Below are 15002 nucleotides of genomic sequence, written 5' to 3'. Positions count from 1 at the left end.
GTTAATTTATCTGCCGAAATTCCAGCGAAATGTTGCTATTTGTTTAAGTAAATATGAAGTAATAGCTAAATCAGATATTCTGACAAATTGTATTGTGAACAATGTCGATAAAAATGCTTTATTCGTATTGTAAGACCGATGAAAGAGGTGATTTTGCCGAATGAGAGATTACATTGGATTACAATTAAAATTAGATAATTATGAAACTATTTGTATTTGATTTAGATTTTACGATCTGGAATGCAGGTGGCACTTGGTGTGATAGCACTCATCCACCCTTTGCATGGAAAGATGGTAAATTAAAAGATCAGGAAGATCGATGGATATTCCTGTATCCGGAGGTAAAAGAGATTTTATCTGAGCTGAAAGCGCAAGGGCATTCGATTGCTGTAGCATCAAGAACCAATGCGCCTACTATTGCCAAGCAATTATTGCACATGTTTGAGATTGATCATTTCTTTGATGCCCGTGAAATTTATCCAGGGTCAAAATTGACGCATTTCAAGAGGATCATGAAAGAACTGAATGTGTCGAAGGGTGATATTGTATTTTTTGACGATGAATACCGGAACATTGAAGATGTTCGGTCGATTGGAATTGAGTCTGTACTTGTAACAGGTGGGTTGACTAAAGAATTGATGAAACCCTATTTGGTTAAATCGATAACACCGAACTTGTCGCAGAATGAAGCGTGTTAGTATTCAGTAGGAAATTTGAAACAAAAGCACCTTCGCTTATTGTTTCAAATTAAGCGGGTGGCGAACCCGGATAAACACAACAGTAACAGACTCTTTAGGAGTCATTTTTTTTGCCTGAAAGTTTCCTCTTCAGAAAACAAAAAAGGCAGAAAAACAATAACGCTTCCTACCTTTTTCAGACTTCTACATACTTATCGATTTATTAGTCGAACCATTGTTGCATCGCCTTTTTATTCTTTTCGTTTACAATGTTTTTTGCCTCAGCCGTATAAAGGAAGACGAGTTCGTCGGCAAAGCGCTCATTGATTTTTCCCCTCACCATTTTCATCGTTGAATTCAGTAAATGATTTTGCTCGGTAAAAGCTTCAGGCAAAACGGCAATTGTTGTCGGAAGCCATCGTTCAGGAAAGGAATTGGCAAATTCGCCAACTCGTTTGTATTTATCAATTTCAGCCTGAATTAGGCGCAGGCTTTCTTCAACGGCTTCATCGGTCCCGGGTTTAACTCCTTTATGATTTAGTTCGCGGGTTATCGCTGTGATATTCGGAACAACCATCCCCGTTGTATAAGGATCCTGATTATTGTGCAACATGCACTGTTCTATAATTGGTGATTGTTCAACGATTGCTTCTTCGATACCTTCGGGGCTGTATTTTTCTCCGTCGTGGCTAATCAACAAGCTTTTAAAACGCCCCAATACATACAAAAAGCCATCCTTATCCATATAGCCCATATCGCCGGTATGCAGCCATCCATCGCGAAGGGTTTCGGCTGTTGCGCTTGGGTTTTGCCAGTATCCAAGCATCACGTTGTCGCCTTTCACAATGATCTCACCCTTCTCCCCGGTCGGCATCTCGTTACCGTCAGCATCAACGATTTTCAGCTCCATGTATTTGACCAGCTGTCCGGATGAACCCATTTTGATGGCATGCAGGGCGTTGGACGAGATGACCGGGGCAGCTTCTGAAAGACCGTAGCCCTGGCACATCGGAATGCCGATGGCATAGAAAAAACGTTGTAATTCGATGTCGAGCAGGGCACCGCCCCCGATAAATAACTTCAACTCGCCACCAAATCCCTCCCGGATTTTCGAGAACAGAATTTTATCGTACAAAGCGACCAGTGGCTTGTAGATGAATCGCATTCCTTGACCGCGGTTGAATCCATTGCCGTTGTATTTATAAGCTACTTTTAACGCGTGATTGAAGAGCTTTTCTGCTTTAGGGCCTTTTTTTCGAATGTTCGACTCAATGCCTTTTCGAAAGTTTTTGGCGATGGCCGGAACGCTCATTAGTACTCGCGGCTTAATTTCATTTATGTTTTTGGGGATGTTCTTCAACGTTTCCATTGGAGTTGAGCCGACCTCAAGCGATGCAACGCTGGCACCGAAATACATAAAACAGTAAAGACAGGCGGTATGTGCAAACGCGTGATCCCACGGAAGAAATGCCAGTGTTTTCCAGTCGGGTGTGATGTCCATCAGTGTACTCGACTGAATTACATTCGCTGTGTAGTTCAGGTGCGAAAGCATAATACCTTTCGGGTCGGCTGTTGTTCCCGAGGTGTAAGAGATATTGGCCAAATCATTTGGCGCGATTGATTGATAGGATTGCACGACAGCTTGTCGGTCGCTGTGCAGCAGGGTTTTGCCTTGTTGCATTACATCGCAATAATAAATATCGTTTTCAAGGGGTTCTTCTTTCTCGTCCAGGTGAATGACAGCTTCCAGCTGCGGTAAATCGTTCCGGATCTCTTCAATTTTTGGCGCTTGTCCTGCTGATACAACTACGAAACGACACCCGGAATGCTCAAGCCTGAACTTGATTTCGGTTTGAGCATCAAGCTTCACTGACAAAGGAACATTGATTGCTCCGGCGTATAAAATGCCCAATTCGCTGATGATCCATTGGTTTCGGCCTTCGGATATTAGCCCGATACGGTCACCTTTCTTGACACCCATGTCGATCAGGCCTGCTGCAAACTGGAGTACTTTCTGGTGTGTTTCTTTATAAGTCAAACCAGCAAATTTGCCCTTTTTCTTCTCCCACAGGTACACATTGTTCGGGAATTTGGTTACGCTGGTTTCAAATAGTTCGATGATCGTTTTCATTATTCGTTGGTGAAATTTGAAAAAACTAGAAGGCAAAAATAGGGAAATTAAGCTTGTACCAACTAAGCCTGTTACGAAGCACAAAAAAAGAGGCCAACGGCCTCTTTCGAATATGAGTGTTAAAACAATAGCTTTCGTATGTATTGTGCTTAAAAACCATCGGTAAAAGTGGTTTGTAAGATGACGAACGAGCCTGGTGATCTATAACGTTCCAAACTGGTAGATGGTACTTTCACTATACTTTTCACCGGGCTTTAGCTCTGTTGTCGGAAAATTATCGTGGTTTGGAGAGTCCGGGTAATGCTGTGTTTCCAAGGCAACACCAGCATAGCTGCCAAATTTACTCTTGCCGTCAATCGTCAGTTCCGGAATCCAGTACCCCGTGTAAAGTTGAATACCCGGTTGGGTGGTGTATACTTTGACCTGGCGTCCGCTTTTTTCTTCAGAAAGGCATCCGGCGTAAACCAATCGGCCTTCGTCATTGTCCAATACAAAGTTGAGATCGTAACCATCGGCCAAACCAGCAATGTCGCGTCCTAACTTTTTTGTTGACGTAAAATCGAAAACGGTGTTTTCGACCGAAACAATCTTACCCGTAGGGATCATTTCAACAGCTTCTGTGTATTTTTTCGCGTTCAATTCAAGATCGTGATTCAGAATATTTTCTTTTCCGCCCGTAAGGTTGAAATAGCTGTGGTTGGTCAGGTTGACAATCGTTGTTTTATCCGTTTCAGCTTCATAACTGATTTCCAATTTGCTGTCTTGATCCAGCGTGTAGGTGCAGCTAACTTTCAGGTTGCCCGGATAGCCTTCTTCTCCGTCAGGACTTAAATAGCTCAGTTTTAAGCCTACTTTGCCTTCCATTTCAAACGTTTCAGTCGACCATATTTTGCGATCAAATCCGATTAATCCACCGTGCAAATGGTTCGGGCCGTTGTTGATCGCGCCAGTGTACTGAACACCATCAATCGTATATTTGCCATTGGCAATACGGTTTCCGAAACGGCCGATTAGGCATCCGAAATAGGGGTAGCTACCCAAGTAGGCTTCACTTAGGTAATCATCAAGCTTCTCGAACCCGCATACAATATTTTCTATTTTCCCGGTTTTGTCGGGAGCATAAATCGAAGTTATCAACGCTCCGTAATTGCTGATATTGATGGAAACTTGTTTTTCATTTTCCAGGGTAAAGATGCTGACTTCCTGGCCATCTTTGGTTTTTCCGAATGTTTTACTGGTTATTTTCATAGTATAATGTTGTTTTCAACGCTGCGCCTTTAGGTTGTTTGCAAACCTCGGCAGCAAGAGATTTTATGGATTTTTTTCTAAGTTCAATGACAAATATAGCTAATATTATTTCATACTGGTAGGTACTGGTTGCTATCTTCTTTGAAAATTTTTATATTTTTGAGTACTAAACGTATGCTAATTTAACGATTGTGAAAAATATACAAATTGATGATTCACTCGGCATTCCCAAGTATCGTCAAATTATAAACTCCATTTATCAGGCCATCTCTACAGGCGAACTTAAGGTCGGCGATAAGATACCTTCATTAAATCAAATATGTGCTGAATTCGATTTGTCGCGTGATACCGTGATGGTTGCTTTTAACGAACTAAAAGCCAAAGGTGTTATTAGCTCAATCCCCGGGAAAGGATACTATATTAATAGTGTTGATGTTACCGTGACTGAGCGCATTTTTGTGCTGTTCGACGAATTAAACGCTTTTAAGGAAGATTTGTACACCTCATTTTTGAATTCACTTGACGATCGCACGACTGTCGATATTTATTTCCATCACTTCAATTACCAACTGTTTAAAGACCTGATTGCAGCCAGTGTTGGTAAATATACTTCGTATGTGATTATGCCGGCGACTTTCGATTACACTTCTGATATTCTTGCTGCTTTACCTGACGACAAGGTTTATATTTTGGATCGGTTGAAAGCAGACTTGAAACCATATCCTGTCGTTTATCAGGATTTTGAAACGGATATTTACGATGCGTTGGTTGATGGAGAGGCTTTGCTTCGGAAGTACGAAAAGCTGGTTATGATTTTTCCCGGCGGTAAGGAACCGGAAGGACGAATGAATGGCTTTCGGAAGTTTTGTGAAGAGCGTTCCATCCGGTTTGAAGTTATCCGAAGTCTCCTGAATCGTACCATTAAAAAAGGCGAAGCATACTTCGTTCCTTCTGATCGGAACCTTGTTCGATTGGTGAAAATGGCAGCTGAACAGGACTTTGAGCTTGGTGTTGATCTTGGGATTGTATCTTTTAATGATACTATGCTGAAAGAGGTTGTAGCTGGCGGAATTACTACGATTTCAACCGACTTTTCACAGATGGGAGAAACGCTTGCAAAGATGATTACAGAGAAGAGCCAGACTCAAATACCAAATCCCGCAGCATTAATTCGCAGGAAATCTTTATGACAAAGAGAGCATATGCTCTACAACATAAACTTAACCGAAACGGACTTGGCTTAAATTTCTAATTTTACCCACCAGTACCTACCAGTGGTAAAAACTTAAATTTTATGACACAATTCAATATTGAAGATCACCCTCACAGACGATTTAATCCGTTAACAAACGACTGGATTTTAGTTTCTCCTCATCGCTCAAAACGCCCTTGGCAGGGACAAGTTGAAAAGACCGTAGTTGAAGAACGTCCTGCTTACGATCCGGATTGCTATTTATGTGCCGGAAACGAAAGGGTAGGGGGACACAAAAATCCGGATTACAAAGGAACTTTTGTATTTACAAACGATTTTAGTGCGTTACTGACTGATACGCCGGATGGCGGAACCAGCGAAAGCTTGTTTCAGTCGAAAAGTGAAAGTGGCATTTGTAAAGTAATTTGCTTTAGCGATAACCACAGTTTGACCATTCCGGAAATGGAAGTTGAAGATATTCGGAAAGTTGTTGATGTTTGGTGCCGCGAGTTTGAAGAGCTCGGCAGCAACGAAATGATCAACTACGTACAGATTTTTGAAAATAAAGGTTCCATCATGGGCTGCTCAAATCCGCACCCGCACGGGCAAATTTGGTCGTCATCTTCGGTTCCTGTTGAACCCGAAAAAGAATCAGTTACTCAAAAAACATATTTCGAAAAGAATGGCCGCACACTGTTGGGCGATTATTTGGCGTCTGAGCTCGAGAAGAAAGAGCGACTGCTGGCCGAGAATGAGCATTTTGTTGCCTTAGTACCCTATTGGGCTGTTTGGCCATTCGAAACAATGATCATCAGTAAGCGTCCGGTGCAGAACATTTTGCAGTTGACCGATGACGAACGGACTGCCTTGGCTGATATTTACAAGCAGTTGACTGTGAAATATGACAACCTGTTTGAGACATCATTTGCCTATTCTGCTGGTTTGCATCAAGCGCCAACCGATGGGAAGGACTATCCCGAGTGGCATTTACACATGCATTTTTATCCACCATTGTTGCGTTCGGCTACCGTAAAAAAATTTATGGTCGGTTACGAAATGTTGGCGACTCCCCAACGTGATATTACAGCTGAGCAAGCAGCCCGTCGATTAAGAGAATTACCTAGCGTACATTATAAACACCAATAAAACAATTAAATAGATTATGACTAAAATTAGTTCTTTAGTAGAAAAGATCAATGGAGGACAAAATCCATTGTTTCAGGAACTTTATGGAACAGAAGCACCTGTATTAAAAACGCAAGCAGATCGTTATGCTGCTTTGATGACTGATTTTGAGAAAATTTACGGAACAGACGATGTAAGTTTGTTTACGTCACCGGGGCGTACAGAAATTGGTGGTAATCACACCGATCACAATTTCGGCCGCGTTTTGGCAGGAGCCGTAAACCTTGACAATATTGCTGTGGCTTCGGCCAACGGAACAAACGTTATTCGCATTACTTCAGCCGGATATCCTGAATTTCAGGTTGACTTGAGCGATTTGTCAATCGACGAAAGTTTGTTCTACACATCCACAAGTTTGGTGAAAGGTATTTGCGCTCGCATGAAAGAGCTGGGCTACCAAATTGGTGGCTTCGATGCTTGCATTGAAGGTCGTGTGCCGAAAGGTTCCGGTTTGAGTTCTTCTGCTTCGTTTGAAGTGTTGATTGGTGCTATTGTAAATAGTCTGTTCAACGATGGAAAAATGAGTGCTGTTGAAAATGCCATTATTGGTCAGTGGGCAGAAAACAACTACTTCGGAAAACCTTGTGGTTTGATGGACCAAACAGCTTGTTCTGTTGGTGGTTTGATTACTATCGATTTTAAAGATCCGGCTAATCCGATTGTGAAAGAAGTTGATTTTGACTTTGTTTCTACCGGTTTTGCATTGGTTATTACTGATGTTGGTGGTGGCCACGACGATCCGGCATCTCAAGCTGAATACGCATCATTACCAACTGAAATGAAATCGGTTGCCGCTGAGTTAGGTGCCAGTGTTTTGCGTGAAGTAACTTTGGAACAAATTGTAGACAAGATTCCTGCAATTCGTGAAAAAACAGGTGACCGTGCAATTTTGCGCGCTTATCACTTCCAGGGAGATAATCAACGTGTGGTTGATCAGGTCGCTGCTTTGGAAAACAACGATTTTGAAGGCTTCTTGAAAATGGTGGTTGAGTCTGGTTACAGCTCATACATGTACAATCAGAATATTTACGATGTGGTGCACAAAGACGAACAGGTGGTTTCTTTGGGACTTGCATTGAGTGAAATGGTTCTGAAAGGAAAAGGCGCATGGCGTGTTCATGGCGGTGGATTCGGCGGAACCATTCAAGCTTTTGTACCGCAGGATTTACTGGATAAATATGTTTCTACTTTGGAACACGTTTATGGTGAAGGCAAATGTCATAAATTGTTTATCCGCTCAAATGGTTCGATCAAATTAGACCTGTAACAACTATAAACTTAGACCAAAAAACTAAAAGAAATGAGCAAAAACAAGTATTTGTTCCCGTTGATTGTAATGGCCTCGCTGTTCTTTTTATTCGGCTTTATTACAACGATGAATAACTCAACAATTGAGTTTCTGAAAAACGCGTTCGGTCTGGACGACGTTCAAAAACAATTGCCGAATACCTTTTTTTACGGAGCCTACGTGCTTTCGGTGCCAGTTGGATTTTTAATTAAGAGAATTGGCTATCGTTTTTCAATATTTTCCGGTTTGGGGATGATTGCACTCGGATTCTTCGCTTGTATTCCCGGCGTTGCTTTGGGATACTACGGCTTTTTGAGTGCTGTTTCAATTTTCGCCATTGGTGTTGTTATTCTTCAGGTTGCCGCTGCTCCTTACGTGGTTGCATTAGGACCTAAAGAAAGTTCAGCAAGTCGGTTGACTTTGACCAATGCTTTGAATTCAGTTGCAACAGTAATCGCTCCGATCTTTGTTTCGATTTTGCTGGTGACTCCTGAGCTTGCACCTGGCCAGGTATTGGAAAATTCAGCGATCAAGGATATTGTGAAAAATCCGTTCATTGGTATCGGTATTGCAACGACGGTTATTCTTGTGATCATGTTTTTCCTGAAACTGCCTGATATTAAAAGCGAGCAAAAAGCGGCTGAAAAGGCAAGTGACGAAAAACATAAGTCAAGTGCGTTTAAATACACACACGTGTGGTTGGGCTCATTGGCCATCTTCGTATACATGGGAATTGAAATTGGGATTCCAAGTTTCTTTGCCGATTTTGCGAATAAGACGGGTGCTGTGATTACAACTTCAACCACTGATATGCTGAAATTTTATTGGGGTGGTTTAATGGTTGGTCGTTTGATTGGTATTTTTGTTCTTCAGAAAGCCAAGCCATCATTGATCCTTTCGATTTGTGCGATCGGTGGTGCAGCAATGTTGACTGGTGCAATTTTGTTAACCGGTAATGTTAGCATGTGGTTGTTCCTGGGAACTGGATTATTCCACTCAATTATGTGGCCAGTGATCTACAGTTTGGCTTTGGAAGACCTGGGACCTCATGCAGATGTGGCTTCCGGAATTATCGCAACTTCAGTAATTGGTGCAGCTATTTTAATGCCAATCATGGGGGCTATTCAAACGGCAACAGGAACAGTGATTGCTGCTGTTTGTTGTTTGTTTGTGTATTACCTTTACCTGGTGTTCTTTGCAACTAAAGGATCAAAAATCAGAAGTTAAAGACATACCATATAGTCAGATAAGAGGCGGCAAACCAAGTTTGACCGCCTCTTTTATGTTTTTAGGGAATGATAAGCCTTGCCGAGACAAGATGATCTCCATTTTTATGCTTGTTGTGTTTTTGTCTTTTGAAAGGAAATCTGACAACGGGAATCTTTGGAGCACTCGAGTATTGTTCCTGAGTTAAAAGACAAATTAGTCTTGATTTTTCGGCTTCATTCGTCCTCCAAAATTGGGTTGAAATAGTTTTGAGGGATTAAAAAATACTTTACTTTTGGTTCGCATTTAAAATGTCAAAAATACATATAGCAGTTGAGCAGTGTGTTTTCATGACATAAGAGAGCGTTTTATTTAACCTAAAGCAATACAATTTTAAAATTATTAATGGTTTTAAATCAACCACTAAACCTTAATTTATTATGACTCAAAAGAAAAGTTATGGATTGCCGATTTTAATGATGATCTTACTTTTTGGTATGATCTCGTTTGTAACGAATCTGGCTGCGCCAATGGGCGTTGTTGTGAAGTCTCAATTTCAGGCTTCGAATTTCTTAGGCATGTTGGGGAACTTTGCGAACTTCCTGGCATACTTATTTATGGGAATCCCTGCCGGTAAACTGTTAGAGAAAATTGGTTACAAGAAAACAGCATTGCTTGGTATTGTTGTTGGTTTTGTTGGAGTTGGCGTGCAGTATATGTCCGGAATAGCTGAAAGTTTCTTGGTTTACTTGCTAGGTGCTTTCATTGCCGGTTTCTCAATGTGTATTTTAAATGTCGTTGTGAATCCGATGTTGAATACGCTTGGTGGCGGCGGAAAAAAAGGAAACCAACTTCTTCAGGTAGGTGCTACTTTTAACTCATTGATGGGTACTTCGGTTCCTTTGTTAGTTGGGATGTTAGTCGGTGTCGTAACCTCTAATACATCAATTAAAGATGTAAACCCTGTCATGTTCACGGCAATGGGGATTTTTGCGTTAGTAGGTATCGTACTTTCTTTTGTAAGTATTCCTGAACCACACTTGTCAACCGGAGAAGAAGTAAAAGAAAAGTCAAAATATAGTGCCTGGTCATTCCGCCACTTTGTGATGGGAGCCGTTGGAATTGGTATTTATGTTGGAGTAGAAGTTGGTGTTCCCGGAACTATGTTCTTCTTTCTGGCAGATGCTAACGCCGGAGGCCTGGACGCTGCAACAGCAGGTACCGTTGTTGCAACTTATTGGCTTTTGATGCTTGTTGGGCGTTTTGTCGGTGCGTCTATTGGAGGAAAGGTTTCGAGTAAGACGATGTTGATTACAGCCTCAGGTATTGGTATGATTTTGGCTCTTATGGCAATTGTTTTACCGATTACAACCACTGTTTCAATTCCTGTATTTCAAAGTACAGCCAATGGTATCTCATTGGGATTGGCAAATGTACCTATTAATGCCATGTTCCTTGTTTTGATTGGACTTTGCACTTCTGTAATGTGGGGTGGAATCTTTAATTTGGCAGTTGAAGGCTTGGGGAAATTTACAGCATCTGCTTCCGGTATTTTTATGACGATGGTCGTTGGAGGTGGTATTTTACCACTAGTCCAAAATGCGGTGGCTGACAATATGGGGTATATGGTTTCCTACTGGGTTCCATTCCTTGGACTGGCTTACCTATTTTATTATTCACTGATTGGTAGTAAAAATGTGAATAAAGATATTCCTGTGTTATAAATAGTAATACATACTGCTAAGCGATCCAACAGGGTTGCTTAGCTTGATAATATATAAGGCTCATGAGACTGTCTTCGGATTGTTTGATGGGCCTTTTATGTTGTAAAACATTATAGCGAAAAAAAACTGAAAAAGACAATAAAAGTAAGTTGTACTTTTATAATTTTGATGCCGATGGAACTGAATAATCAAACTCTGCTAAATGAATTGTATGGGGAGCACCCCCAGCATTATGTCGCTGTCGACTGTGTAATTTTTGGATACAAGGATGGCGATTTGAAACTCTTATTATACCCGAGGAGTTTTGAACCTTCAAAGGGAAATTGGTCATTGCTGGGAGGGTTTATTCAGAAGGATGAATCATCAGACCAAGCGGCCGAACGAATATTGAAAAGAACAACCGGCCTTGATGAAATTTACATGGATCAGGTGGCAGCCTTCTCGAAACCCGATCGTGAGACAGCGGCCCGGGTAATCAGTATAGCCTATTACGCTTTGATTCGTTTGGACGATCACGATGAAGAAATTGTTCATCAGTATGGTGCTGACTGGTTTTCGATTAAAGACAAACCGGATTTGATTTTTGACCACGACGAAATTGTAAGTAAAGCCTTGGCTAAATTGCAGCAAAAAGCCGGTTATCAGCTTATAGGGCCTGAATTATTGCCCGAAATGTTTACCCTCACACAATTGCGTGGCTTGTACGAAGCAATCTTTCTCCGCAGTATGGATCCAGGAAATTTCAGAAAAAAGGTTTTGTCTCTGGGAGTCTTGAAACGTCACAACAAGAAAGATTCAACCGAATCGAAAAAGGGTGCATTTTATTACAGCTACGATGAAAATGCAGAAATGCCGGATAAGGAAATTGGAAGAATTATAAAAGTATAAAGAGAAATAAATCAATAAAATAACGCTTAAATTTTATCACAATGTCAACACAGGATTTGAATAAATTAGAAGTTTGGTTTGTAACAGGTAGTCAACACTTGTACGGTCCAAAAACGTTGGAACAAGTTGCAGAACATTCAAAAGAAATTGCTGCTGCATTCGACCAATCTTCAGATATCCCGGTAAAAGTAGTTGTTAAACCTACCGGAGTAGGATCAAAAGAAATTCATACAATTTGTAAACAAGCAAATAGTGCAGAAAACTGCATCGGTGTAATTACCTGGATGCACACGTTCTCGCCTGCGAAAATGTGGATTCACGGACTTCAGGAATTACGTAAACCAATTCTTCACTTACATACACAATACAACAAAGAAATTCCATGGAACGATATCGACATGGATTTCATGAACCTGAACCAAAGTGCACACGGTGATAGAGAGTTTGGCCACATCATGTCTCGTATGCGTATGGAACGCAAAATTGTTGTCGGTCACTGGCAAGATCCTAAAGTTGTTGCAAAAGTAGCTGGCTGGTCACGCGTCGCTGCTGCATGGGCTGATTCTCAAGACATGTTGATCATTCGTTTCGGCGACCAAATGAACAACGTTGCTGTAACAGACGGTGACAAAGTTGAAGCTGAGAGAGTTTTCGGTTACCATGTTGACTATAGCCCGATTGCAGACTTCGTATCTGTTCAGGATAACGTAAGCGACGAAGACGTAGCTGCATTGGTTAAAATATATGAGCAAGATTACGAGTTGGCTGACAACTGTAAAGAAGGTGGTAAAGACCGCGAACAAGTGGTAAAAGCAGCGCGTATCGAAATTGGTTTGCGTCGTTACCTGGAGAAAAAAGGTGCAAAAGCTTTCACGACGAACTTCGACGATTTAGAGGGTGTAGATCAATTGCCAGGGTTGGCTTCTCAGCGTTTGATGGCTGACGGATATGGCTTTGGTGCCGAAGGTGACTGGAAAACAGCTGCTTTGTGTCGTCAGATGTGGTTTATGAGCCAAGGGATGCCTAATTACAAAGGATGTTCTTTCCTGGAAGATTACACCTTGAACTTTGATGGCGAAAACAGTGCAATTTTACAAGCACACATGTTGGAAGTTTGTCCTTTAATTGCTGACCACAAACCAAAATTAGAAGTTCACCCATTGGGTATTGGCGGTAAAAATGATCCTGCTCGTTTGGTATTTACCAGCAAAACCGGTCCTGGCGTTGCAGCAACTGTTGTCGATATGGGTAGCCGTTTTCGTATGATTATTAACGCTGTTGATTGTATCGAATCAAAAGAGCTTCCTAAGCTTCCTGTAGCTAGTGCACTTTGGATTCCGCAACCAAACTTTGAAGTTGGTGCAGCTGCGTGGATCTTAGCAGGCGGAACACACCATACAAGTTTCTCATACGACTTAACCGTTGAAGATTTGCAGGATTTTGCAGAAATGGCAGGCATTGAGGCTATCGTTATCGATAAGGACACTACAATTCCGGAATTCAAGAAAGAATTGAAGTGGAATGACTTGTATTATCACCTGGCTAAAGGAATTTAATCAACTATAAATAATCTAAAACTATAACTAAATGGCTTTATTAGACTGGATCGTTATTGGGATCTTCGCGCTAGCCTTAATCGGAATTATTACTTGGGTTTTCCTCCAAAAAGAAGAAACTTCAGGTGACTACTTCCTGGCGGGTCGCGATGCTTCCTGGATCGCAATCGGTGCATCAATCTTTGCGTCGAACATCGGATCAGAACACTTAATCGGATTGGCTGGTGCCGGTGCCTCCAGTGGGATGGCAATGGCACACTGGGAGATTCAAGGGTGGATGATTCTTATCCTCGGATGGGTTTTTGTACCTTTCTATTCACGCAGTATGGTGTCAACTATGCCTGAGTTCCTCGAACGACGGTATAACAAAGAATCAAGGACAATTCTTTCCCTGATCTCCTTAATTAGCTATGTATTAACCAAAGTTGCTGTTACTGTTTATGCCGGTGGATTGGTTTTCCAACAGGTTTTCGGAATTGAAACCATGTGGGGAATCGACTTCTTCTGGATCTCAGCGATTGGCTTGGTTTTATTGACAGCTGTTTATACCGTAATCGGCGGGATGAAATCCGTGTTGTACACTTCTGTTCTTCAGACTCCTATCTTGTTGTTGGGTTCTATTATCATTGTATATCTAGGCTTGAAAGAAGTAGGTGGATGGGGCGAAATGATGCGCATCACCCGAGCTGTTCCTGTTAACGATTATGGCGATAGCATGGCCAACCTAATTCGGAGTAACCGGGATTCTCAGTTCCCGTGGTTAGGTGTATTCATGGGATCTGCAGTAATTGGTTTCTGGTATTGGTGTACCGACCAGTTTATCGTACAACGGGTTTTGTCAGGGAAAAACGAACGGGAAGCTCGTCGCGGTACCATCTTCGGCGCTTACCTGAAATTAACTCCGGTGTTCCTTTTCATGATTCCTGGTATGATTGCCTTTGCGATACATCAAAAAACAGGTAGCTTCCTGCCTTTGATGGACGGAGGTGCTCCAAATGCCGATGCTGCATTCCCAACTCTGGTAGCGAAACTTTTGCCCGCCGGTGTTAAAGGATTGGTTGTTTGCGGTATTCTGGCTGCCTTGATGAGTTCATTAGCGTCTCTTTTTAACTCGTCGGCGATGTTGTTTACCATCGACTTCTATAAAAAATATAAACCCGATACAAGCGAATCGAAATTACTTCGGGTAGGTCGTATGGCAACAGTCGTGATTGTTATTTTGGGTATCCTTTGGATCCCGATTATGCGTAGCATCGGTGATGTATTATATACTTACCTGCAGGACGTTCAATCGGTATTGGCACCGGGTATTGCGGCGGCCTTCCTATTGGGTATCCTGTCATCGAAACCAACACCCAAAGGTGGTATGTGGGGGATGATCGCCGGATTTATTGTCGGTGTAACGCGTTTAGGTGCTAAAGTATTATATTCGACCTTGGCCGGACATGCCGGTTATACTGATGTAAAGCTTTGGGCTGCTGAAAAAGGAGTGAATAACTTCTTTTATACCTTGTTCTACGACATCAACTGGTTGTTCTTCAGTGGTGGTATGTTAGTCTTCAGTATTATTGTTGTAATGGTGGTTAGTAAGTTTACAAAGCCTGCTTCACCAGAACAATTGAAAGGTTTAACATTCTCATCTGCATCCAGCGAAGACAAAGAAGCAACTCGCCGCAGTTGGAATAAGTGGGATGTCGTCCATTCTGTTGTTATCATTGGTATTACTGTAGCCTTCTACATTTACTTTTGGTAATAACGCTCGGAATATTGAATCATGAGTAGCATATAACAATAACAGATTGGAACCCGGTACACTTCAAAGGTGGCCGGTTCCTTTCTCTTTTATTCCGGCAGGTGGTGCAATTGTCCTGCTGTGTTTTTAAATCAATGGAAGGAGTTCCGATTCA

At 41.8% G+C, this 15002-nt stretch carries 11 protein-coding genes; 9 read left to right on the top strand and 2 right to left on the bottom strand.

All coding sequences use genetic code 11. The annotated features are described in order from the left end of the window. Positions 1–200: 200 nt before the first annotated feature. Complete coding sequence (locus tag GJV22_RS13235; protein ID WP_163714207.1) at positions 201–698, top strand: magnesium-dependent phosphatase-1; 498 nt, start codon at positions 201–203, stop codon at positions 696–698. 202 nt (positions 699–900) lie between these two features. Here the strand turns inward: GJV22_RS13235 and GJV22_RS13230 are convergent, their stop codons facing one another. Together GJV22_RS13230 and GJV22_RS13225 are read right to left on the bottom strand one after the other, a co-directional pair. Continuing rightward, positions 901–2808 (bottom strand): AMP-dependent synthetase/ligase, encoded by a 1908-nt coding sequence (locus GJV22_RS13230; protein ID WP_205461867.1) that lies wholly within the window; start codon positions 2806–2808, stop codon positions 901–903. Positions 2809–3009: 201 nt separating this feature from the next. Next, complete coding sequence (locus GJV22_RS13225; protein WP_163714204.1) at positions 3010–4056, bottom strand: aldose epimerase family protein; 1047 nt, start codon at positions 4054–4056, stop codon at positions 3010–3012. A 191-nt stretch (positions 4057–4247) separates the two neighbouring features. On the opposite strand from GJV22_RS13225, the gene GJV22_RS13220 reads away from it, so the two are divergent. The 8 genes from GJV22_RS13220 (at position 4248) to GJV22_RS13185 (ending at position 14848) form a co-directional block, all read left to right on the top strand. After that, positions 4248–5246: a GntR family transcriptional regulator gene (locus GJV22_RS13220; RefSeq protein WP_163714201.1), complete on the top strand. Its 999-nt coding sequence runs from the start codon at positions 4248–4250 to the stop codon at positions 5244–5246. A gap of 104 nt (positions 5247–5350) precedes the next feature. After that, positions 5351–6394 (top strand): UDP-glucose--hexose-1-phosphate uridylyltransferase, encoded by a 1044-nt coding sequence (locus tag GJV22_RS13215; protein ID WP_163714198.1) that lies wholly within the window; start codon positions 5351–5353, stop codon positions 6392–6394. Positions 6395–6410: 16 nt separating this feature from the next. Continuing rightward, positions 6411–7700, top strand: coding sequence for a galactokinase (locus GJV22_RS13210; protein ID WP_163714194.1), 1290 nt, complete (start codon positions 6411–6413; stop codon positions 7698–7700). A 33-nt stretch (positions 7701–7733) separates the two neighbouring features. Next, a complete protein-coding gene (gene gluP / locus GJV22_RS13205) occupies positions 7734–8948 on the top strand; it encodes a glucose/galactose MFS transporter (protein ID WP_163714191.1) in 1215 nt (404 codons plus the stop codon). A gap of 419 nt (positions 8949–9367) precedes the next feature. After that, positions 9368–10651 carry an MFS transporter gene (locus GJV22_RS13200; protein ID WP_238480332.1) on the top strand — a complete coding sequence of 428 codons (1284 nt, stop codon included), beginning with the start codon at positions 9368–9370 and terminating at the stop codon, positions 10649–10651. Positions 10652–10825: 174 nt separating this feature from the next. Beyond that, a complete protein-coding gene (locus tag GJV22_RS13195) occupies positions 10826–11539 on the top strand; it encodes an NUDIX hydrolase (protein WP_163714188.1) in 714 nt (237 codons plus the stop codon). Positions 11540–11580: 41 nt separating this feature from the next. Then, positions 11581–13095: an L-arabinose isomerase gene (gene araA, locus GJV22_RS13190; RefSeq protein WP_163714185.1), complete on the top strand. Its 1515-nt coding sequence runs from the start codon at positions 11581–11583 to the stop codon at positions 13093–13095. Positions 13096–13126: 31 nt separating this feature from the next. After that, a complete protein-coding gene (locus GJV22_RS13185) occupies positions 13127–14848 on the top strand; it encodes a sodium:solute symporter (RefSeq protein WP_163714182.1) in 1722 nt (573 codons plus the stop codon). Positions 14849–15002 lie beyond the last annotated feature (154 nt).

It is taken from the genome of Mangrovibacterium lignilyticum (assembly GCF_010882175.1).
Classification (GTDB): Bacteria; Bacteroidota; Bacteroidia; order Bacteroidales; family Prolixibacteraceae; genus Mangrovibacterium; species Mangrovibacterium lignilyticum.
Note: the sequence above shows the minus strand (reverse complement) of the source record. Positions and strands in the feature narration are given on the sequence as shown.